This is a genomic window from Acinetobacter sp. DL27, from assembly GCF_055810995.1.
Window position 1 is genome coordinate 3,407,592 of sequence record NZ_CM147947.1, and the last position, 23,704, is coordinate 3,431,295.

Sequence of the window (23,704 nt, forward strand, 5' to 3'; positions counted from 1 at the left end):
TACTACTATCTCATTCTTCTTAAAAAGATAATACTATAAAAAAATAACATCGCAGAAAAAATAAGAGCATTTTGCCAAAACCCTCTTAGAAAAAAACTAAAAGAGTTCATTAAACTATCAATATTAAATAAGTTATAAAATGAAAAAAAACAGAGGATCGAAATTGCACTTAACTGAGATTGATAAATCACTTTTTCTTTTCTTTTATCAATCACTATACTTTTAGAACGTATTGCTAGTGATTCTAATATAATATAAATTAATGGAGATGTAAAAATTACAACAATATAAAAAAAGAAACCAAATAAATTCAATCCAGAACCAGTAATAGAACCCAACTTAAACCCTCCTACTGCAGATCCTGTAGAAAGATAATAAACCCAGTCCCCATAAGAATACAAATAATTATCTTTGTTAAAGTCAGAGTAAAACAAATTAATAATATTTTGAGGAACCAATGAAATTAACTTATCAATAAAATAACTATTCAAATCAAAATATCGATCTTCTGAAATAGATTTTGAATAAAAAAGCACATTGTCATCATACTTGATAGTTAGTAAACGACCAATATAGCTATTTTCGGTATAAAATTCATTGTAACTATAGAAATTTAAATTTTCACTTTGTATATTATGCTGAGAAATATTATTTAAAGGTGTGCGAATATAATTCATAGTTTCATTAAAAAGCTCAACTCCCTTTGTATCATTACGAATACCACGAGTAGCCAACATTGCATCTGAAACTTTATTTAAATAATGAAGCACAAACAAAAAAGGACCACTTAACAGAATAATTAACGCTATTTTTTTAGCTGTTATAGTTATTTTTTTTGTATATATTAAATAAAATATTATAAGAAAAGAGCATAAAAAAACATTTGCATATAAACCACGTGAATTTTTAATTATCCCTAGAATCACCAAAACAACAAAATATAATATTAAAACTTTGAAATACCATATTTGGGTTTTATTTCCATTTATTATACCTTGATAAAAATACACCAATGGCAGCATATACAAAAATTGAAACATTAACAATGATTTACCCCCAACATCCCCTGTTTCAATATCATTAGTAGCACCAAAATAAATTGATAAAAATGCAATAAAACTACCAAAAAAAATGAAACCACCGGGAATATCATCTAAAATATTAGTTTTATTTTTTAATATGTTGCTAGTCATAAATTCTAATTTATGCATATTATTTGAGTTTGAATAAATAAAATGACCAACAATTAAACTCATTAACAGCAATGCAGTATATAAAAAAGTTAAGTATGATAGTTTCAGATTAAAACTTACCGGAGTTAAATACAATGTTTGTATAAATAGTGGACCTAATTGAGTTGCCACTAGAACACTAATAATTGGAATTAATGATAAAAAATATCCTTTTTTTAATTTTTTATTTATATAAGTAATACTTACAACTGTACAAATAAAGCAAATAAGAGCACTTAACTGATTAGCAAAACTAAGCTCTATGAAAGATTGGAGTATGACAAAAACACCAATAATTAAAAAAAATATTAAATTAGTTTTTGTCATACAAACCACTCAAAATATCAAAAGACATAAAACATTATTTGGATCGTATCTGCTTTAAATTTTCCAAATACCATTGGCAAGCATCACGCAAGCCATCTTCTAAACTGATAGAAGCTTTCCAACCAAGATCAGCCAACCGGCTCACATCCATTAATTTACGTGGTGTACCATCAGGCTTGGTGGCATCAAACTCTAAACGACCTTGGAAACCTGTCACCTTTGCAACGGTTTCTGCCAATTCACGAATGGTGCAGTCAATCCCTGTGCCAACATTAATATGACTCAGCATCGGTTGTGTGTTGGCTTTAAAGGTTTCTATGTCCAATTCCATCACATGAATGCTGGCCGCTGCCATATCATCGACATGCAAAAATTCACGCATGGGTGTACCGCTACCCCAAATCGTCACGACTTCAGCATTATCTTTCACAGCTTCATGAAAACGGCGTAACAATGCAGGAATCACATGGCTATTTTCAGGGTGGAAGTTATCATGCGGACCATAAAGATTGGTTGGCATTACACTGCGGTAGTCACGGCCAAACTGGCGGTTATAACTTTCACAGAGTTTAATTCCGGCAATTTTGGCAATTGCATAAGGCTCATTGGTCGCTTCCAGTTCACCTTTTAACAGTTCAGATTCAGCCATAGGTTGCTGTGCAAATTTAGGGTAAATGCATGAAGACCCCAAGAACATCAACTTTTGTACGTCATGACTATGTGCTGCATGAATCACATTGGCTTCAATCATCAGGTTTTGGTAAATAAAGTCAGCCGGATAGGTATTATTGGCGTGAATACCCCCTACTTTTGCGGCTGCCAAATAGACCTGATCAATGTCATGTTCTTTAAAAAACTGCTGAACATCGGCCTGATTACATAAGTCAAGCTCTGCATGTGTAGCCGTAATGATATTTGTATAGCCTTTGGCTTGAAGCTGTCTAACAATTGCAGAACCGACCATGCCACGATGTCCCGCTACAAAAATCGTTTGATTTAAATCAATCGACATGGATTAGTGCTCCAAAGATACCGATATGTTGTGACCGTGTGCTTTGAGCAATGCAATACGTTGCGCTTCTTTTAAATCTTCTGCGACCATTTCTGCACACATTTCCTGAACCGTAATTTCTGGCTCCCACCCTAAGACTTCTTTTGCTTTCGTTGGGTCACCCAAAAGTGTTTCTACTTCAGCAGGACGGAAATAACGCGGGTCTACAGCAACCAATACATCACCCACTTGAACAGCTGGCGCTTTGTCACCTTCAACTTTGGTGACAATGCCTTTCTCATCGACACCTTGACCCTGGAACTCAAGCGTAATGCCCAACTCTAATGCTGACCATTGAATAAACTGGCGAACACTATACTGAACGCCTGTCGCAATCACGAAATCTTCAGGTTGCTCTTGTTGCAGCATCATCCATTGCATACGCACGTAATCTTTGGCATGACCCCAGTCACGCAGCGAATCCAGATTACCCATATACAGGCATTGATCTAGACCTTGCGCAATATTGGCAAGGCCACGGGTAATTTTACGGGTGACGAAGGTTTCACCACGGCGCGGAGACTCATGGTTAAACAGAATGCCGTTGCAGGCAAACATGCCATAAGCTTCACGGTAGTTCACTGCAATCCAGTAGGCATACAGTTTAGCCACTGCATAGGGTGAACGCGGGTGGAATGGTGTGGTTTCTTTTTGAGGAGTTTCTTGGACTAAACCATAAAGCTCAGAAGTTGAAGCCTGATAAAACTTGGTTTTTTTCTCTAATCCCAAGAAACGAATCGCCTCAAGTAAACGTAAAGTACCAATGGCATCGACATCGGCCGTATATTCTGGCGATTCAAAAGATACTGCAACGTGAGACTGTGCACCCAAGTTATAGACTTCATCCGGCTGTACTTCTGCCAAAATACGGGTCAGGTTAGAGGTATCAGTTAAATCACCATAATGCAAGTGCAGGCGAGCATGTGACTCATGCGGGTCTTGATAGATATGATCAATACGCTGTGTATTAAATAAAGAAGAACGACGTTTAATACCGTGAACTTCATAACCTTTTTCTAATAAAAATTCTGCAAGGTACGAACCGTCCTGACCCGTAATACCTGTAATTAATGCTTTTTTCATACCTTTATATTTCCAACAAGAAGTACTTATAAAATAATAAATAGAAGAATAAAATTAATTATCCCCAAACAAATCCCGAGTGAATACTTTCTCAATCACATCTTCAAGATCAGCAACAACCCTATTCGCGACAATTACATCAGATATTTTTTTAAACTCGTTCAGATCATCAATCACCACTGAATTAAAGAATGTTTTATCCTGTAAAACGGGCTCATAAATGACAACTTCTATACCTTTGGCTTTAAGGCGTTTCATGATTCCCTGAATAGCAGACTGCCTGAAGTTATCACTTCCTGCTTTCATTACCAGACGATAAATTCCCACCCTTTTAGGCTGCTTTACGAGTATTTGCTCTGCGATAAAATCTTTACGGGTAGCATTCGACTGAATAATTGCAGAGATCAAGCTTTGAGGGACATCTTGATAATTTGCCAAGAGTTGCTTGGTATCTTTGGGTAAACAATAGCCCCCATAACCAAAGGATGGGTTGTTATAATGCGAACCAATCCGGGGATCTAATCCTACCGCCTGTATAATATCTTTGGTATTGAGATTTCGAAGCGCACAGTAGCTATCTAACTCATTAAAATAAGCAACGCGCATTGCCAGATAAGTATTGGAAAATAACTTCACCGCTTCTGCTTCCGTGGAATCCATCAGAAGCACTTCAACATCCTCTTTTAAACAGGCAGTTTTGAATAAATTACCAATTTTTTGACCGGTCTCACTTTTATCCCCCACCACAATTCGTGAAGGATACAAATTATCAAATAAAGCCTTACCTTCACGTAAAAATTCAGGGGAAAATACAATTTTTAATGATGGGTAAAGGTTCTGCATTTTTGCAGTAAAACCGACTGGAATTGTTGATTTAATAATAATAATGGCGTTGCTTCGACATTTGTTTAGGTCAGCTAAAACCTGTTCTATCGAACTGGTATCAAAATAGTTGGTGGCTTCATCATAATTGGTAGGTGTTGCAATAATGATATATTCAGCCTCTTCATAGGCGGTGTCTTTATCTAATGTTGCCAATAAATGAATTTTCTTTTTTAAATACTTTTCAATATAATCATCAACAATCGGTGATTTTTTATTATTAATTAGCTGTATACGCGATTCATCAATATCTAGACAGGTCACCTGATGGGATTGTGCAAATAGCATTGCATTTGATAACCCTACATAACCAGAACCGACCACGGTAATTTTATACATCTTCAATAAACTCTACAAAATCTATATTTATGCTGATTATTCACTTAAAATAATAAATCTTTCATCTCAATAAAATTCAAGATTATAAGAAGAATAGTGTAGCAAAAAAATCGATAGATCCGCTACCCAGATAACAATAGAGCTCAACAATATAAATCATATTTTTAAAATGCGTCGTTAGGTCCGATTTTTCAAAAGAAATAATCAGCTTACTGTTTGATAACCATCAACATATTGAATTAATATCTGTTTAAGCTGGATATTATCATTGGAATGTATATTTTCTTCTAATTGCATAAATACAGCCTGCATAACCATAAAATGATGAAAATTTTCAAATGACTTTAAAATCCGCTCATGATCGGTCTTTTCTACATTTTCCTGATCAATCAACAATTCTTCATACAACTTCTCGCCCGGACGCAGTCCGGTAAACTGAATTTCAATATCACCCAGACCATTTTCATCGATGGGACGGAAACCGCTTAAGCGAATCATTTGCTTGGCCAAATCGACAATTTTTACCGGCTCACCCATATCCAATAAAAATACGTCACCACCCGTACCCATGGCCCCTGCCTGAATCACCAGCTGTGCCGCCTCAGGAATGGTCATAAAGTAACGTGTCACTTCCGGATGCGTCACCGTGACCGGTCCGCCTTGTGCAATCTGCTTTTTAAACAAGGGAACCACGGAACCCGATGAGCCCAATACATTGCCAAAACGCACTATACTGATTTGTGTTTGCGGTTTTGTTGCAGCCAAACCCTGACAGTACAGTTCTGCCATCCGTTTAGACGCCCCCATGACATTGGTCGGGCGCACGGCTTTATCGGTGGAAATTAAAACAAAGGTTTCCACCCCTTGCTTCACCGCTGCATCGACACTGCGTGCAGTACCAATCGAAGTGTTATAAATGCCTTCAAACGGATTGGCTTCCACCAATGGCACATGTTTGTAGGCTGCGGCATGATAGACCGTTTGTACCTGATACTCGGCAATAATGCGTTCTAATTTGGCCTGATTGGTGACAGAACCCAGAACCGGAACAACCTGAATACCCGAATTTTGCAGCTCACGGTCAATCGAATACAGCGCAAACTCTGACATTTCAAACAGCACAAGAAGCTTGGGCTGATGTTTGACAATCTGGCGGCACAGTTCCGAACCAATCGAGCCGCCTGCTCCGGTCACCATCACCACTTTATTTTTAATGTTTTTTTCTAAAAGCTCAGGCTTTGGCGGTACAGGGTCACGGCCCAGCAAGTCAATAATATCTACTTCACGGATATCGGAAACCTGCACCTGCCCCCCGACCAGTTGGGTCACGCCCGGCAATTCCATGATTTTGACATCAGCCAGCTCAAAGAATTCAATCATCTCTTTTTTACGCGCCCGGCTGACCGAAGGCATGGCCAGCAAGATTTCTTCAATATAAAATTTGCCTAATTTACCCAAGGCTTTTTTCGGCGCATAAATTTTTAAACCGCTGAGGGACTGACCATGCAGCGAGGCTTTATCATCAATAAAACAAATCGGCAGATAATCATCCGATCGATGCAGGGCGGCCGCAATCTGTTGACCTGCAAGCCCTGCGCCATAAATAGCGACCCGCTTACGGTTCTGTTTTTTGGCAAAAGTGCGCAGCGTGGCATAACGAATCACCGCGCGGCTCCACCACATGTAAGAGAACAGCACAAAGCCGTACATGAGTGGAATACTCATGGGAATAAATGCCAGATTGAGTTTTTTTATGGCATATAAACCCACAATCTGGATAAAGGTCGCAATGGATAGACGCAGTAAATAGTCTTCGTTAAATGAACGGACAATGGCGCTATAAATACCCAATAAGGTAAAAATCAGAATGCCAAAAACACCGACATAGACATACCAGAAATCAAGCCCCTGCATGACTGCAACGTTTGGTGTTGCCAAACGGATGGCATAGACCAGCCACATGATCACAGGCAAAACACAGATATCCATCGCCACCAACACGATTTGTTTTTGGCGACGCGGCAAAGATGCTAAATATCGGATGATGTCTTTCACTAAGGGCTCTAAATTGGTAAAAGTCAGAAAACTGAATGGCGCATATTATACGCCCATTCCGCTTTAAATATCTGCCATCACCGTCTGAATTGCAGTTATGGTTTTTTGCATGCTCTGTTCAGACAAGGTTGGATGGACCAGAAACATCAGGCTGCTTTCACCCAAAGCTTGCGCATTGTGCAAACGCTGTTCAGGACGCCAAGGTGTATGCTCAAATGCCTTTTCCAGATACACTTCCGAACATGAACCGCTAAAACACGGCACACCCAAGGCATTGATTTCCGCCATGATGTGGTCTCGTGACCAGCCTTCAGGCAATGCATCGGTATTGACTTGCACATAACATTTATAAGCCGCATGCACATAGTCACTTGACGGTTGAGCAACGGTGAAATAGGGACTATTGGCAAATGCACTTTGAATTTTATGCATATTTTCAAGGCGTTTAGCTGTCCATTCCGGCATCTGTTTCAGCTGGAGTCGTCCAATCACCGCCTGCATTTCCATCATGCGCCAGTTGGTGCCAAAGGAGTCATGCAGCCAGCGGAATCCTGGAGGATGCTGCGTGTTGTAGACGCTGTCAAAGTTCTTGCCGTGGTCTTTATAGGACCACATTTTTTTCCACAGTGCTTCATCATTGGTGGTGACCATGCCGCCTTCACCGCCCGTGGTCATGATCTTGTCCTGACAGAAGGACCATGCACCAATATGACCGATGGAACCGGCAGATTTGCCTTTGTACATCGCGCCATGCGCCTGGGCACAGTCTTCAATCACATAGAGGCCTTTTTCCTCGGCCAATTGCATGATCGGGTCCATATCGCACATCCAGCCGGCCAGATGTACGCAGATAATCGCTTTGGTCTTTGGGGTAAGGACCGCTTCAATGCTACGGCGTGAAATGTTTTGTGAATCCAGTTCAACATCGGCAAAAACCGGATTGGCCCCGGCTGTCACAATTGAACTTGCCGAAGCCAAAAAGGTACGTGAGGTGACAATCACATCATCACCCTGACCAATGCCCAGTGCTTTTAAAGCCAGATCCAGCGCTACGGTGCCATTCGCCACAGCCACGGCATAATCCGTTCCGGCAAATTGTGCAAATTCCTTTTCAAATTCACGACATTCCTGACCGGTCCAGTAATTCACTTTATTGGATAAAAGGACTTTTGAAACCGCATCTGCCTCTGCTTGCGTGAAACTTGGCCACGGCTCAAATGCACTGTTTAACATGGAATTTTCCTAGCTTTAAATTCTATCTGGATTCAACGATACGCGCCGGATTGCCCACCACGGTAGCGCCAGCCGGCACGCTTTTGGTCACCACGGCGCCCATACCGACAATCGCACCACGACCAATAACCAGAGGTTGTTCAGATGTGCCCTGCTTAATCATGGCACCAGCCCCAATGTAGGCATGGTCTTGAATATGAATATTGCCGTTGCATTTTACCCCTGGCGCAAAGGTAACGAAATCCCCAATCACGCAATCATGCTCGACATAGCTGTATAAATTGGCATGGAAGCATTTTCCAATTTTAATATTCGAAGTAATAGTCACAAATGGACTCAAGGCTGCACCAGCTGCAATCTGGGCATCATCCATCAGCACCACATTATCTGCCATAACCGACCAGAGCTGAATACCATCCGCTTCTAGACGATTGGCGATTTGTTCACGGACCTGGCTATTAGCAATTGCAATCAGCACCTGTTTTTGCGCAGCGGGTTCAGCCAGAAAGCTGGCATAGTTCATGGCACGATGAGCATTGACCGTGGTGATGGCAGTCTGTGCATCATCAATAAAGACAATTTCAGAACTGTCTTGTTCACGGGCCAGTTGCTGCCGCGCCACCGGCATCAGGCTACGCCCACAGCCTGAAGCCCCATAAATCGCAAACAGTTTAGTCATTTTTATGTTCCGCAGAGCCGGTAAATTTTGTCATGGTTGCCTCGCCTTCCGCGCTGATATCATCCTTGGCCAGCACTTTTTTCACGGTTTTCAGCATAATTTTAAAGTCCAGCCACAGCGACTGATTTTCGACGTACCAGGTATCCAGCTCAAACTTTTTTTCCCATGAAATGGCATTACGGCCATTCACTTGTGCATAGCCCGTGATCCCCGGACGGACATTGTGGCGTTTGGCCTGTTCAGCATTATATAAAGGCAGATATTCCATCAACAATGGACGTGGCCCGACAATACTCATCTCACCTTTAATCACATTCCACAGTTCCGGCATTTCATCCAGACTGGTGGCACGCAGCATTTGACCAAAGGGCGTTAAACGTTCACTGTCGGGTAATGGATTTCCGTTTTCATCCACTGCATCTTTCATGCTGCGAAACTTGATCATTTCAAAGGGTTTGCCATGCAGCCCCGGACGCACCTGGCGGAACAGCACCGGTGAGCCTAAATTTTTACGCACCTTATAGGCCACAAACAGATATAACGGAGACAGCAGCAGCAAGGCCGTCGAGGCAATCACCACATCCAGAACACGCTTTAACATTCATTTCACCCGTTTGATCTATTCAAGATCGGTCCAACGTCTATTCACCAAGCCACCCGGATTGTTCATATGCAACACTTTTGCATAATTGCCCGCAGCGGTGGCACCTTCTGGAATATCCTTGGTGACGACACTGCCCGCGCCAATCGTTGCATTGGAGCCAATTTTAACCTGGTTCACAATACAGACCTGAGGACCGATATAAACATTATCACCAATTTCGGCAGCCTGACGCCCCCCATTCGCACCAATGGTGCTAAATTGCGACAAATTTACATTATTCCCAATGACTGTTGAAGGATTGACTACCAATGGCCCACCATGACCGATATACAAGCCATAGCCAATCTTTGTGGTGATATGAATATCAATGCCGTATTGCTTTTTCTTGTAATAATAAATGGGATAGGCAAATTTTGCCCAAATGGATTTTGCGCTGGCGAGTCGCAACCAGACTGAAAAGTTAAAACCACGATTAAACAAATAGTTTTTTAAAAAGAGTTTAAAGCTGATCTTTCCGGTATAGCGATACAAGTCACTTTTAATGTATTTCACGATCATAAGACCATCTCTGAATTATTTATCCTGTCCAGCCGATTCATCTCGGTCATGGCTTAGCAATGATCTGCATTTCTGTCAGCATATGTCGGTTTACTTGATGCACATCATATTTATTGAGTGCCATTTCACGGGAACGCTGTCCCATATAGCTAATCAGCTGGGGATCTTCAATAAAATACTGCATGCTTTGCACCAGATCTTCGACCGATTTAACCGCCACCAGATAGCCATTCACGCCATTGCTCACCGTTTCACGGCAGCCCGGGGCATCGGTGGTAATAATGGCTCGACCCATCGCCATGGCCTCCAGCACGGTACGTGGGGTTCCTTCCCGGTAAGAAGGCAATACATAGACCGAACTTGCTGCAATGGCTGGACGTACATCACTCAGTTTACCCCAAAACTTGAGGGTATGATCCGCTACCCAGCGATCCAGCTCGGCTTGTGAAATTGCAGAAGGATTGTCATCAATCCAGCCGACTAGATGAAATTCCGTTTCAGGATATTGGGCCTTGATGATGTGCGCCGCTTCGGCATATTCGCGTACACCTTTATCACCGAGCAAACGGGCAATCAATAGAAATGAGGCTTTCACCTGTCCGTCTTCATTGAGCGGTAAAGGCATGAGCTCAAAATCCTGCACATTCACCCCTGAACCATTGACCACCACAGTCGGCTTGCTTGAATCAAGCAAATGCATCTGCTGGAACAGCTTTAGATCGTCCGGATTCTGGAAAAACACTTTATGGGCATGTTTCAGTGCCTGGGCATACAAGCCATGTACCAGTTTTTGGAACAGGCTGCGTTTACCCGATTCTATATTTTGAAAGGCGTAACCCAGTCCGGTAATCAAGGCAAAACGCTGCGGCACCCGTGCCAGCCATGCCGCCAGTGTCCCGTAAATCACCGGTTTAATGGTATAGCTCAGCACCATATCCGGCTGAATCTGGCGGATCATCTGATACAGAGTGTGAAGTAGCTTGAGATCAGCCAGTGGATTGGTGCCTGCGCGTTGCATGGGGATGCAATGAACCTGATAGCCCAACTGCTGCAACTGCTTTAATTCATCGGGAAAATCCGTCAGGTCAGGGGCAAACACATGAATTTCATAACCTTGAGCATGAATCGCTTCTAACAGTTTGCCCCTAAAGTTCAAGGCTGAAGGCAGATAGCTACAAATCATCAAAAACTTCATGCACCTTGTCTCCACATGTCCAGATACTGCTGACTCACGCTCTCAATACTAAAATGTTGTTCCACCCGTGTACGGCTGGCTTGTTTCAACTGTAATTTTTCCGTCTGGCTCGAATGGACATAATCCAAAATGGCATTGGCCAGCGCCTCCGGATCACGTGGCGGCACAATGGCACCCAGCTCATCGACTATATATTTGGCATCGCCGACATCGGTACTGATACAGGGCAGACCGGATGCCATCGCTTCGACCAGCACATTGGGAAAGCCTTCGGTAATCGAGGTCATCAAAAAGGCATCCACCGACTGATAAAATGCCGGCATGTCGGCAACCTGATCGAGCAGATGCACTTTGTTTTTATCTAGCCCGAATTGTTCAAACAGGGCTTTGACTTCGGGATTCTCTAAGCTTGCCCCACTGCCGGCAATTTTGAAAATAATCGGCTGATCTTTCAGTTTTGCCAGAGTCGCAAATAAATACGGATAGCCTTTTGCGGTATGATAACGTCCGGCAAAACCAATGCTGATCGGTTGATGCAGTTCTGGATTGGGCTGAAATTTATCTAAAAACACGCCATTGGCAATCACCTGAGCATTGCTATTTTTCAGGCCAAAGCATTGATGCTGTTGCAAGGATGAATGCGCACAATAAATCACACCTTTTGGCTGCTGTGCCAGCACTTTACTCATCGCTAATGCAATTTTGGTACTCAGCGATTCTTCTTTGGGAGAGGCCAAAGAATGGTGAATGCCCCAAAAGATATCGGGTTTTGGGCTTAGACCGATGCAACTCAGACTGGTCAATACATTGGCATGGTACATCCAGCATTGTACTGTTGCAGGCTTTAACGCTTTAAGCAAAACACGCAGTTTTTTGATGGTGCTGAGTGTATTGATACCATTCCAGCCCAATGCATGACAGGACTGGCACTGTGCCAGGGTTTCGGCATAAACTTCCGAAGTTTTCATCAGCGCGATAATCACATGCGCATACTGGTTCTGGGTCTGCTGAATCAGGCGTGCTAACATCATTTCTGCCCCACCCACTCCGGCAAAGTTGGTAATTACATGCACAATGGTCTGTTTTGGCTGATTCATGCGCAGGGCTCCATCAGCTCCAGATAAAGCTGTTGCACCGTATGTTTATGAAATTGTAGGCAATGTGCAGCCAGTTCAGTGTCATCATACCTGACATATTCACCGAAAATCGCCTGCTGCATTGCCACAGTCATGCCCGCCTGATCATTACATTCCACCAGCAAGCCAAATTTAGCATCCGCCAAAATTTCCTTTGGACCGCTGGGGCAATTGGTGCTCACCACTTTAATTTTCGAGGCCAAAGCCTGAATCAGCACCCCGGGCAAGCCTTCCCAGTTGGAACTCAAGACAAACAGTTCCGCATATTTAAAATAGGCATAAGGATTGGGATCAAAGCCGGGCAGGTCGACCACCTCAGCCAGCCCCAGTTCCAGGATGAGGGATTCAAACTCGGCACGCAGCTCCCCTTCACCCAGAATAATCAAGCGGGTTTCCGGGTGCTGTTGATACAAGGCATGAAAAGAACGAATCAGGAAGCCGAAATTTTTCGCTTCGGTTAAACGCCCGACTGCCAGAATGACTTTATGTGCAGGCTGGAAGAAACGATGCTCAACCGCGACCTGCAATTTTTCAGCATAGGTCTCGTCAATCACTGGGTTATAAATGGTGACTAAATTATTCTTGGAATAAGCATAATATTCACGAAAATCATCCAGTACGCCATTGGACACACAGACCACCTGACTGGCAGCTGGATAGGTCATTTTGACCAGAGTTTTCAGCAGCCACTTTGCCATGCCCTGCAATTTCAAATTTTTTGAAGGGGTGGAAACCTCGCGTAAAATCAACCGGACCTGATTTTTGGCTAAACGTCTGGTCAGGGCAGCAATGATATTGCTATGGGTCTGGGTCGCCACCAGCACATCATAATCCACCGCCTGCAACAGTTTTTTCAGTGGGAAAATGGCATTGGCAACACGGCCACAGTTTAGATCGATTAATTTAATCTGCGGATCAACTTCAGGCAGGAGTTTACCTTTTACCCCGCTGATGTCACAGACCACCACATCCACTTTGCGTCCCTGCTGGACCAGGCTATTGGCCAATTGAATCACGGTACGTTCTGCCCCCCCCCCCCCTAAGCTCGGCAAAAAAAACATGATTTTATTGAGCATAACAATACCTAAAAATGGAGGAAATTAATCGGTGCTTTTAGAAGCTTGCAGAGCCATTGCACGTTGCACACGCTGCTGATAATCATGGATGCCGGCCAGTTCTGAATCGCTGGCACAGCTGGCTTGAATCTTGGCAGCATAGTCCGCAAAACTTGAAACCACCTTGGCGGGCACACCTATCGCCACACTGTTATCCGGAATATCTTTGGTTACCACCGAACCGGCACCAATCACGACATTGGAACCAATCTTCACTCCCGGCATAACAATCGTATTGACCCCGATAAACACATGCGAACCAACTTGAATCGGGGCAAAGCGCTGATAGCGTTTGCCCTGCTCATCTTTGACCAAACAGGTACTGCCATCATGGGTAATAAATTTCACCCCTGAAGTCACGGTAACATCATCACCAATGCTCACCAAAAATGGTTCAGAACCCCAACTGCGGATATAGATTCTGCAATTATTGCCAATGGTCACGCCTTTTTTTCGCGCGTATGCCACACTGCCTTTGACCATAAAATAGACTAGGTCAAAGATTGTATTGAAGACGGATTTTATCAATGCCATGCGCATGACCTTTAGAGCAGCAAAACAAAAAATGCGAGAAGTGGGCTATTTTACGCCTAAATTGGCTTCAGGCATATGATTGCATTGCCAGGCTTATTTGATTTTTCTGGCAGGAATGCCGACATATATTCCTGGCTCGGCAAGCGTTTTGGAAACCAGGCTGCACGCTCCAATTACACTGTTGTCCGGAATATTGGCACCATCAAGAACCGTCACCCGGGCACCCAGCCAGATATTTCCCCCCAGGCTAACCCCCTGCTTGGTAATCTGGTCTTTCACCAAGATATCCGGATCATCAAATTTATGGTTACTGGCAATAATGATACTTTGCGTGCCAATGCGGGTATTGTCGCCAATGCTGACTCCACCACAGCCATTGATAAATGACTTGGAATTGATGCTGACATCCTGACCAATACTGATATTGCCACCAAAACATTTGATATAACAACTTTCACCAATAAAGCTGTTGTCGGCAATGCTGAGCGTTGCGCCTTGTTCCACAATCAGGCTGACCTGATCGCCGATATAGACATTTTTACCCATACGCACCTGACCTGCAATTTCAAGCGTAGTGCCTTTGCCAAAATATTTAAACCGGGTAGCAAAGGCCTGATTATAAACAACCTTGCGGCATTGTGCAGTGAACCAGTTCATGAGTTTTAAAGCTTTAAAAAACATCACTTTTTGCTACTCCACACAGAGAATAAAATGGCAAAGTTATAAAAAATCAGGGCAACCGGCACGGCAAGCAGCATATAGACTTTATCTTCTACCAGTAGATACAGGCCGAAAAATAAAACGAATTTAATCAATAACTCAATAATCTGCAATCTAAACAGCACATGGCTACTACGCTGTGCAATCAGGAAGGCCGAACTGGGCGGATTACAAAAAATGGCCCAATAGCCCAAGGCCAAAATCTGGAAATAGGTAGAGATGCCGACCCAGTCTTTGCCAAATACCCATAAATACAGGGATTCTGGCAGCACAAAAAACACGGCAAACAGCGGCAGAGACAGCAGACTCAGCAGTACACTGCTTTTCAGGGCTTCCTGACTATTTTCCAGATGTTTAAATTTGCGGATAAAAAACTGGCGAATGGTTTGCGATATCAAATTGATCGGCACACGCAAAGTCCTTTCGACAATGGAATAAAAACCCACTGCTTGAAAGCCAACAAAATGCGCCACCACATAATAAGGCAAATTATGTGAAAAACTGTTCAGCAAAGCATGTGGTGTATTACTAAAAATAAAATCCTTATAATTTTTAAAGGCATTCCAACTGACTTGATAGAGACGCTGATTCAGCACATACATCAACAGCACCATGATCATTGCCAATGAACTGACGCTATAACTATTGAGTAAATTAATATTCAACATCAACGGCAGACTCAGCTGTACCGTCACCACAATCAGACTGCGGAAAATATTTAAGCCTGCACAAAACCATTCCGCTTCGTGGGCAAATTTATAGTTATAGACACTTTGAATCAAGGTATTGGCAAAGACACCGAATGCAATCGCAATCGCCATTTCTGCATCGTAAATCAAGCCAATCACCACCGCAGTTAAAACTGAAAAAAGCAGTGAAAAAACACTGCTTTCGAAGATTAAGCTTTTTTGATGTTCGGGCTTGGCAACTAATAGAGCTTGATCTAAACGTAAATTAGCCACCGTAGATAACACGCTTACGAAGGCCAACGCCACACCATACTGACCAAAATCATTTACAGAATAGAGGCGCGTTAAAAAAGGAAGTGCGATAAATGTCATTATCGCACCCACCAATAAACTCAAAGTAATCAGCCCGATGGATTGATATTTTCGGGCCAAATGCATCAGTCTCATTTCAGATTTTGCACATACCATTGCATCGCCAATCGAATACCGGCATCAATTTTAAACTCAGGGGCATAACCCAAAGCCTTTTCAATTTTGGCAATACTGGCTTGTGAATGACGCACATCACCGGCACGGAAGTCACGATACACCGCATCTTTGCTGTAGTTCACACCATTTTCAGCCAACGCTACTTTAATCGCATTGAACAGATCATTCAGTGTGGTACGGTCACCCACTGCCACGTTATAAACTTGGTTTTTAGCTTCATCATTTTGCGTGGTGGCTGCCAAAATATTGGCTTGTACCGTGTTGTCGATAAAGCAGAAATCACGGCTGGTTTCGCCATCACCATTGATAAATACATCTTCGCCGGCAATCATCGCTGCTGTCCATTTTGGAATCACTGCAGCATAGGCACCGTTTGGATCTTGACGTTGACCGAACACATTAAAGTAACGTAGACCAATCGCCTTAAAGCCATAGGTTTTGGCAAATACATCAGCATACAGCTCATTCACATATTTAGTCACTGCATAAGGTGATAATGGCTTACCAATGTTTTCTTCGACTTTTGGCAAGGCTGGATGATCGCCATAAGTTGAACTGCTCGCTGCATAAGTAAAACTGGCTACTTGAGCATCACGCGCTGCAGTTAGCATATTTAAGAAACCGCTAATATTCGTATCATTGGTGGTGATCGGGTCTGCAATAGAACGGGGTACAGAGCCAAGCGCTGCTTCATGAAAGACATAATCCACACCGGCACAGGCTTTTTGACAATCTTCCAATTTACGGATATCACCTTCAATAAACTTGAATTTAGCCCATTGCTCAGGACTCACCAAAGCTTGTACTTGATCCAGATTATATTGATGACCTGTGGCAAAGTTATCCAAACCCACAACCGTTTGATCTAACGTTAATAAAGTTTCTAATAAATTAGAGCCGATAAAGCCAGCCACACCTGTCACTAACCATATCTTTGGTGCTGTTTTTAGGTTGGCACATACCTGTTGATATTGATTCATGAGGGCATGTCCTATTATAAGCGAAGGTCAGATTCGGCTTGAGACAGTACGTATTTCAAGTCATATAGTACATGTGTAGGCTTGCCGAGTGCGCGAATCGCTGCAACGCCCATGTTTTTAAATTGCTCATGTGCAACTGCCAAGATCACCGCATCATAAGTACCTTTTTCCACAGACTGCACAGGACTGATACCATACTCATGCTCTGCTTCCGCAACATCTACCCAAGGATCATAAACATCAACATTGACATGATATTCTTGTAATTCATGCACAATATCGATGATTTTGGTGTTACGGATATCAGGACAATTTTCTTTAAAGCTCAAACCGAGGACTAGAACTTTAGCACCTTCCACCTGAATCTTTTTCTTGATCATGCCTTTGACCAGCTGAGTCACCACATACGCACCCATACCATCATTCAGACGACGGCCTGCTAAAATAATTTCTGGGTTATAGCCAATCGCCTGAGCTTTATGGGTTAAATAGTACGGATCGACACCAATACAGTGACCGCCCACCAAACCCGGACGAAATGACAGGAAGTTCCACTTCGTACCCGCAGCTTGCAGCACTGCTTCAGTATCAATACCCATTTTATTGAAAATCAGCGCCAACTCATTGATCAAAGCAATATTGACATCTCGCTGGGTATTTTCAATCACTTTAGCTGCTTCTGCGACTTTAATACTGGCTGCTTTATGCGTACCCGCCTCAATCACTAGGTTATAAACTTGATCAACAAAGTCTGCAATTTCTGGAGTCGAACCTGATGTGATTTTCATAATATTGGTGACACGGTGCAACTTATCACCTGGATTAATACGCTCAGGGCTATAGCCTGCGTAAAAATCTTGGTTGAATGTTAAACCTGAAAATTTTTCAAGTTCAGGAATACACACTTCTTCGGTTGCACCAGGATAAACTGTTGATTCGTAAACCACAATATCGCCTTTTTTCAGCACCTTACCAATGCTTTGCGATGCTTTTACCAATGGTGTTAAATCAGGTTGTTTAAATTCATCAATTGGGGTTGGCACAGTCACCACATAAAAATTACAATCTTGTAAATCTTCTAAATTTGCACTGTAACTAAGCTGTGCTGATTGCAACAATTCTTCAGAAGAGACTTCTAAAGTGTGATCTTTACCAGATTTAAGTTCATCAATACGTTTTTGATGAATATCAAAGCCCACGACCGGAACTTTTTTACCAAATTCAACAGCTAGCGGTAGACCGACATAACCTAATCCGATAATGGCAACCTTAACTTCCGAGAGCTTTAGCATCAATCTAAACCTTATATTTTGATGAATATAACAATATAAACTAAAGTGACAAATTAGGGTCACTTTGCTAAATATTTTACTATACTCTGATGTTACGCAGACATTAAAAAACTTGTTAATCTGAATTCGATATAAAAAGTAGAAAAAAACCTGTATTTGCAACATATCGGTTATCAAAAAAATTATAAAACAATGCTTTTCAATCGATCATATTGCCGAATTATTTTGTATTTTGGACGATTACAGCAAAAAATTAATGAATCTTTAGAGAAAGTTTTAATTTTTGATCAAAAATCCAGGCTGAAAAAGTCAGTCTGGAGCGATGAATATTGTCATTTTATTTCATCAATCCTAGTTTGGATTATTCAAATATTTTTACTGCCAAATGATCCTTCTATTCTGGAAATCCACTTTTCCTCAACTTCTTAGCTACAACCGCTTTATTGAAATCATGCTCCGTTGTTTGCAAGATTTGAGTAGCTTTTTCTATCAAGTTAAAGAAAAAGATACGGGGATCGGCATTATTGATTCCACTAAATTGGTTGTTTGCCATAATCTTCGAATTAAAAGGCATCGTATATTTAAAGGCTTAGCGGATTTCGTCGGACTTAGGTTAAAAATTTAGCAATTAGTATGCTAAATTTATTTTAAAATGTTTTTCCTAAGAATTTCATAAGATTCAGATCACCTCTCTATTTCGCATACACTGTTCAATTAAAATCAGATACATTTTGTTATAATAAAATCAAAGTTCTCAGGTAGAATATCGCAGATTTAACGAATTAAATATTAAAAACGGGATTTCATGTGCGACAAATTCAACTGGCTTTTTTACTGACTTGCGGTCTGACTTTGACCGGCTGCGCAGTGACCTCTGGTCTGCAAACTTATGACCTACCAGCAGAAGGTGTTTATCAAACCGAACTCGGCACTTCAGTCAATGTGATCAAACTCACTCAAGACTCTATGCTGGCCGTTCAGCCTGCTGTACAAAATATTCAACAAGACTACGCCCATTTGTTTAGCACCCCCCATCGTAGCTACAGTCTGAGTCCGGGCGACATCCTGTCCATCTATTTATGGGCCTATCCGGAAATGACCCCGCCAAGTAGCACCATTAGCAGTGACCAGTCTGCCCGGGCTAACGGTTATCAGATTGACTCACAGGGCTATATCCAGTTTCCAATTATTGGCCGCTATAAGGCTGCGGGCAAATCCCTGACCCAAGTCAATCGTGAGTTACGCAGTCAACTGTCCCGTTATTTAAAAACTCCGGATGTCATTGTGCGGGTTCTGTCCTATCAGGGTCAGCGCTACTCCGTTCAGGGCAATGTCATAAAAGGTGGTCAGTTTTATTTAAGCGATCAGCCGGTAAGCGTCTATACGGCCTTGGGCATGGCTGGTGGTGTAAATGCCCAGCAGGGCGACAATGCCTCCATGACTTTGGTCCGTCAAGGACGTTCCTACAACCTGAATACCGTAGAACTGGAAAAGGCTGGACTTTCACTGCATAACTTGCTGATCCAGCCAAATGACACTTTATATGTGAACAATCGCGAAAATCAAAAAATCTATGTCATGGGTGAATCAGGCAAAAACCAGTCCTTGCCACTGCGCGATCAGGGGATGAGTTTAAGTGATGTATTAGGTGAAAGTTTGGGCCTAAATCCACTCTCTGCCAGCCGCAGCAAAATTTATATCGTACGCAGCCAGCCAAATGCTGTGCACACCGAAGTTTATCACATGGACCTGAGCAGTATTGCGGACTTCGGTCTGGCTAACCAGTTCAAGATGCGCAGCAATGACATTGTCTATGTCGATGCTTCAGGTCTGGCACGCTGGCAACGTGTCGTGAACCAGGTAATTCCGTTCTCGAATGCACTTTATAACCTGGATCGTTTGGGGCAATAATGCAGATTAAACGTATTTTGGTCGTCTGTATTGGTAATATCTGCCGTAGTCCTATGGCTGAATACTTTTTAAAACAACAGTATCCGCATTTACAGATTGAATCTGCCGGTATTGCGGGCATGGTAGGACATGCAGCAGATGAAAAAGCCAGTCTGTGCATGCAAAGTTTGGGCATTGATATGAGCCCGCATGTCGCTCGAAAGCTGAATGCCGAGATGATTAAACAGGCCGACCTGGTTCTGGTGATGAGTCAAAACCAACAAAAACATCTGGAACAGACCTGGCCTTTTGCCAAAGGCAAAACCTTCCGTTTGGGGCACTGGCAAGCCAGGAATATCGCTGACCCTTATCAGCATGACCAAGCTGTATTTGATGATACCTGCCAGTTAATACAGAGCTGTATTGCTGACTGGAAAAAATATATTTAAATTTGAAATCAAGATTATGAGCCAAAATAGCAATACTGAAGATACGATAGACTTAAAAGAATTATTTTTTTCACTCATTGCCCAGTGGAAGCTGATTGCACTGTGTGTCATCTTAAGCGTGATCTGCGCGTTGCTGTATTTAAGAGTCACCCCCGATACCTATTCAGTTGATGCGCTGGTACAGGTCGAAGAAAACAAAGGGACGTCTGCTGCCTTATTGGGTGATTTGTCCAGTATGATCGAGCAAAAGCAACCCGCTCAGGCAGAAATAGAACTATTAAAATCGCGTCTGGTGCTGGGTTCTGCCATTCAGGCTTTAAATCTGGATCTCCGCATTGCTGGAACTGAAAATAGCTTTACGAACCGTTTATTGTCACCGCATGACTATCAAAGCGAATACAATAAAACATCTGTTCTTTTTAAAGACAATGCTAAATCCTTTGATATCCGTCAGTTTGAAGTGCCTGCTTATTTCAATGACAAGAATTTACGTCTTGACTTTCAGCAGGGTAAATACACTTTAACCGATCCGGCCACAGAACAAGTGGTCTTCTCTGCCCCATTAAATCAGCCTAGTGAATTGCAGTCTGAACATGGTCAGTGGAAAGTTGCCATTTATACCCAGGACCAGTTCAATGCACCCTATCTTGTTCGCAAGCAATCTCTGCCCGCTGCAGTCCAATCGATTCTTGCCAATTACTCGGTGGCAGAAAAAGGCAAAATGACCGGGGTATTAGGCCTGAATTATCAGGGGACTGACAAACAGCATATCACTGAAGTCCTGAATGCCATTCTGGCGGCCTATAGCCAGCAAAATATTGAACGTCGTTCTGCAGAAACAGCCCAAACACTTAAATTCTTAGATGAACAACTACCAGAGCTGAAACAACAACTTGATGTAGCAGAGCGTGAATTCAATAAATTTCGCCAACAATACAACACCGTAGATGTCACGAAAGAATCTGAGTTATTTTTAACCCAAAGCGTAACCTTAGAGACACAAAAAGCACAACTTGAACAACAAGTGGCTGAAGCTGGTGCCAAATATACTGCTGAGCATCCAGTCATGCAGCAAATGAATGCACAATTGGGGGCGATCAATAAAAAAATTGCGGAATTAAATGGGACATTAAAAGGGCTACCTGACTTACAACGTCGTTATTTACAACTTTATCGTGAAGTTGAAGTTAAACAACAACTTTACACAGCGTTATTAAACTCATATCAGCAACTACGAATTGCAAAAGCGGGCGAGATTGGAAATGTTCGTATTGTTGATACAGCTGTGGAACCGATTGCACCGATTGCACCAAAGAAACTACAAATTTTAATTCTATCTATTTTCTTAGGTGGTTTCCTCGGCACTCTTTTGGCATTATTGCGCAACATGCTACGCTCAGGAATCAAAGATTCTTCAGAAATTGAAAATAATCTGGATCTGCCCGTTTATGCCACTGTACCACGTTCGCTAGTGCAAGAAAGCCGAAATAAAATTCTGAAAAAGAAAAAGACCATTCCTATACTTGCAGTTAAAAATAGCGATGATATCGCTATTGAGAGCTTAAGAAGTATGCGCACAGCTATTCATTTCGCTCTAAGCTCTGCCCGGAATAATCTGATTACGATTTCAGGTCCAGCACCTGAAGTTGGTAAATCCTTTATCTCAGCCAACTTAGCCACAATTTTGGCGCAAAGCGATAAACGTGTATTAATTATAGACGCAGACTTACGTCGGGGTTATTTACACAAGTATTTTAATCTCGAAACACAACCTGGCTTAACAGAGTTACTCAATGGTCAACAAAGTTTAGACACGGTTATTCGTCCTACAGAAGTGCCAGGTTTAAGTATGATTTCTCGCGGGAAAAGTCCTGCGAATCCTTCTGAACTATTAAGCTCTAACCAGTTCAAAAATCTATTAGAACAAATTTCAGAGAAATTTGATCATGTCATTATCGATACTCCACCAGTCTTAGCAGTGACGGATGGCATCATTATTTCTCAATACACAGGTGTTAACTTAGTGATTGCCCGTTATGCGAAAACGCAGATGAAGGAGCTTGAATTGACCCTGAATCGTTTCGAACAAGCTGGTGTAAAAGTCAATGGATTCATTCTAAACGATATTCAACGTTCAAGTGCAGGCTATGGCTATGGCTATGGCTATGGCTATAACTATGCTTATGCCTATAAAGCCAATAAAGAATCAGACTAAATACATCCTCTAACCGATAAAAAGCCAGAACTTGATTTCTGGCTTTTTTATTTTGTATGACAAACGTTTATATATTCAAATCCTTATAGTTTTTTTAAGGACTTCGGCATATATTAATTTGAAAATGTACTGGTGGTACAAAACACGTCATTCATGAAGTCTGCTAAGATGCTAAAAAACTTTTTGAATGTAATAGAATTAGGAAAAATTTCACATGAGTAAAGCCTTACCCATTGCTGTAGCTGTTATTCTAGGCGGTGCTGCACTGGTTCCCGTTTATTATGCATCTCAACACCCAGCTTCAGCCGAAGCCCAAGTTTCACAAAATGCATCTGCCGTAGAAAAAATTAGCTATGCACTGGGTTATGAGGTTGCTCATCAAACTCCACCAGAACTCGATATTAACAGTTTTGTAACGGGTGTCCGTGCCGGTCATGCTCGTAGCCAACCTGCCTATAGCGAAGAAGAATTAAAACAAGCCTATGAGCAGTTCCAACAAGAAATGCAGCAAAAACAGGCCAATGATGCAAAGCAAGCACAGACAACCAGTGACAGCTTCTTAACTGAAAATGCGAAAAAACCTGGGGTGAAAACCACAGCGTCGGGTTTACAGTACAAAATTACGCAAGAAGGCTCAGGCAAGCAACCCACTGCCAGCTCTGTCGTGACCGTGCATTACAAAGGCCAACTGGTCGACGGTAAAGTCTTCGATAGTTCGCTTGAACGTGGCGAACCGATTGAGTTTCCTTTAAACCAAGTGATTCCGGGTTGGACTGAAGGTCTACAACTCATGAAAGAAGGTGGGAAAGCGACACTTTACATCCCTTCTAACTTAGGCTACGGCCCACAAGGTGTACCTGGCATGATCCCAGCCAACAGCACGCTTATTTTTGATGTTGAACTGATCAAAGTAAAATAAGACAAGTCAATCAGAGGAGAGCTTTTGCTCTCCTATTT

The 23,704-nt window shown here is 42.3% G+C and carries 21 protein-coding genes and 1 pseudogene; 5 read left to right on the plus strand and 17 right to left on the minus strand.

The features are described 5' to 3' along the window. Positions 1 to 5: 5 nt before the first annotated feature. From AC0KVP_RS16385 to tviB, 17 genes are all read right to left on the minus strand, one after another. Positions 6 to 1,559 carry a hypothetical protein gene (locus AC0KVP_RS16385; RefSeq protein ID WP_473337971.1) on the minus strand — a complete coding sequence of 518 codons (1,554 nt, stop codon included), beginning with the start codon at positions 1,557 to 1,559 and terminating at the stop codon, positions 6 to 8. A 34-nt stretch (positions 1,560 to 1,593) separates the two neighbouring features. Then, entirely contained in the window at positions 1,594 to 2,571 is a 978-nt protein-coding gene (gene fcl / locus AC0KVP_RS16390; RefSeq protein ID WP_473337973.1) for a GDP-L-fucose synthase, read from the minus strand. 3 nt (positions 2,572 to 2,574) lie between these two features. Beyond that, positions 2,575 to 3,693: a GDP-mannose 4,6-dehydratase gene (gene gmd, locus AC0KVP_RS16395; protein ID WP_473337975.1), complete on the minus strand. Its 1,119-nt coding sequence runs from the start codon at positions 3,691 to 3,693 to the stop codon at positions 2,575 to 2,577. 54 nt (positions 3,694 to 3,747) lie between these two features. Beyond that, complete coding sequence (locus tag AC0KVP_RS16400; RefSeq protein WP_473337977.1) at positions 3,748 to 4,914, minus strand: nucleotide sugar dehydrogenase; 1,167 nt, start codon at positions 4,912 to 4,914, stop codon at positions 3,748 to 3,750. 204 nt (positions 4,915 to 5,118) lie between these two features. Beyond that, positions 5,119 to 6,969, minus strand: coding sequence for a polysaccharide biosynthesis protein (locus tag AC0KVP_RS16405; protein ID WP_473337979.1), 1,851 nt, complete (start codon positions 6,967 to 6,969; stop codon positions 5,119 to 5,121). Between the two features lie 63 nt (positions 6,970 to 7,032). Next, entirely contained in the window at positions 7,033 to 8,202 is a 1,170-nt protein-coding gene (locus AC0KVP_RS16410) for a DegT/DnrJ/EryC1/StrS family aminotransferase (RefSeq protein WP_473337981.1), read from the minus strand. Positions 8,203 to 8,224: 22 nt separating this feature from the next. After that, a complete protein-coding gene (locus AC0KVP_RS16415) occupies positions 8,225 to 8,881 on the minus strand; it encodes an acetyltransferase (protein ID WP_473337983.1) in 657 nt (218 codons plus the stop codon). Continuing rightward, positions 8,874 to 9,482, minus strand: a complete 609-nt coding sequence (locus tag AC0KVP_RS16420; protein ID WP_473337985.1) for a sugar transferase — start codon at positions 9,480 to 9,482, stop codon at positions 8,874 to 8,876. The genes AC0KVP_RS16415 and AC0KVP_RS16420 overlap by 8 nt, the downstream gene beginning before the upstream one ends. Before the next feature lie 18 nt (positions 9,483 to 9,500). Next, entirely contained in the window at positions 9,501 to 10,043 is a 543-nt protein-coding gene (locus tag AC0KVP_RS16425) for a serine O-acetyltransferase (protein ID WP_454495172.1), read from the minus strand. A 46-nt stretch (positions 10,044 to 10,089) separates the two neighbouring features. Beyond that, positions 10,090 to 11,238 carry a glycosyltransferase family 4 protein gene (locus tag AC0KVP_RS16430; RefSeq protein WP_473337988.1) on the minus strand — a complete coding sequence of 383 codons (1,149 nt, stop codon included), beginning with the start codon at positions 11,236 to 11,238 and terminating at the stop codon, positions 10,090 to 10,092. Continuing rightward, positions 11,235 to 12,335, minus strand: a complete 1,101-nt coding sequence (locus AC0KVP_RS16435; protein WP_473337991.1) for a glycosyltransferase — start codon at positions 12,333 to 12,335, stop codon at positions 11,235 to 11,237. Before AC0KVP_RS16435 ends, AC0KVP_RS16430 begins: the two co-directional genes overlap by 4 nt. Next, positions 12,332 to 13,450: a glycosyltransferase gene (locus AC0KVP_RS16440; protein WP_473337993.1), complete on the minus strand. Its 1,119-nt coding sequence runs from the start codon at positions 13,448 to 13,450 to the stop codon at positions 12,332 to 12,334. The genes AC0KVP_RS16435 and AC0KVP_RS16440 overlap by 4 nt, the downstream gene beginning before the upstream one ends. A gap of 24 nt (positions 13,451 to 13,474) precedes the next feature. After that, positions 13,475 to 14,023: an acyltransferase gene (locus AC0KVP_RS16445; RefSeq protein WP_473337995.1), complete on the minus strand. Its 549-nt coding sequence runs from the start codon at positions 14,021 to 14,023 to the stop codon at positions 13,475 to 13,477. 93 nt (positions 14,024 to 14,116) lie between these two features. Then, positions 14,117 to 14,704, minus strand: coding sequence for an acyltransferase (locus AC0KVP_RS16450; RefSeq protein WP_473340577.1), 588 nt, complete (start codon positions 14,702 to 14,704; stop codon positions 14,117 to 14,119). After that, positions 14,704 to 15,804: a lipopolysaccharide biosynthesis protein gene (locus AC0KVP_RS16455; RefSeq protein ID WP_473337997.1), complete on the minus strand. Its 1,101-nt coding sequence runs from the start codon at positions 15,802 to 15,804 to the stop codon at positions 14,704 to 14,706. The genes AC0KVP_RS16450 and AC0KVP_RS16455 overlap by 1 nt, the downstream gene beginning before the upstream one ends. Positions 15,805 to 15,875: 71 nt before the next feature. Continuing rightward, positions 15,876 to 16,901 carry an NAD-dependent epimerase/dehydratase family protein gene (locus tag AC0KVP_RS16460; RefSeq protein WP_473337999.1) on the minus strand — a complete coding sequence of 342 codons (1,026 nt, stop codon included), beginning with the start codon at positions 16,899 to 16,901 and terminating at the stop codon, positions 15,876 to 15,878. 14 nt (positions 16,902 to 16,915) lie between these two features. Beyond that, positions 16,916 to 18,193 carry a Vi polysaccharide biosynthesis UDP-N-acetylglucosamine C-6 dehydrogenase TviB gene (gene tviB / locus AC0KVP_RS16465; RefSeq protein WP_473338002.1) on the minus strand — a complete coding sequence of 426 codons (1,278 nt, stop codon included), beginning with the start codon at positions 18,191 to 18,193 and terminating at the stop codon, positions 16,916 to 16,918. Between the two features lie 202 nt (positions 18,194 to 18,395). Here tviB and AC0KVP_RS16470 point away from each other — a divergent pair. The 5 genes and pseudogenes from AC0KVP_RS16470 to AC0KVP_RS16490 all read left to right on the plus strand — a co-directional run. After that, positions 18,396 to 18,791: pseudogene (locus AC0KVP_RS16470) on the plus strand (transposase); the annotation flags it as partial. Positions 18,792 to 19,000: 209 nt separating this feature from the next. After that, a complete protein-coding gene (locus tag AC0KVP_RS16475) occupies positions 19,001 to 20,104 on the plus strand; it encodes a polysaccharide biosynthesis/export family protein (protein ID WP_473338004.1) in 1,104 nt (367 codons plus the stop codon). Further along, a complete protein-coding gene (locus AC0KVP_RS16480) occupies positions 20,104 to 20,532 on the plus strand; it encodes a low molecular weight protein-tyrosine-phosphatase (protein WP_473338006.1) in 429 nt (142 codons plus the stop codon). Before AC0KVP_RS16475 ends, AC0KVP_RS16480 begins: the two co-directional genes overlap by 1 nt. Before the next feature lie 16 nt (positions 20,533 to 20,548). Continuing rightward, positions 20,549 to 22,747 (plus strand): polysaccharide biosynthesis tyrosine autokinase, encoded by a 2,199-nt coding sequence (locus AC0KVP_RS16485; protein WP_473338008.1) that lies wholly within the window; start codon positions 20,549 to 20,551, stop codon positions 22,745 to 22,747. Positions 22,748 to 22,961: 214 nt separating this feature from the next. Continuing rightward, the gene (locus tag AC0KVP_RS16490) at positions 22,962 to 23,666 is read left to right on the plus strand and encodes an FKBP-type peptidyl-prolyl cis-trans isomerase (RefSeq protein WP_473338011.1); all 705 of its coding nucleotides are present in this window, start codon (positions 22,962 to 22,964) and stop codon (positions 23,664 to 23,666) included. The last annotated feature ends 38 nt before the right edge of the window (positions 23,667 to 23,704 follow it).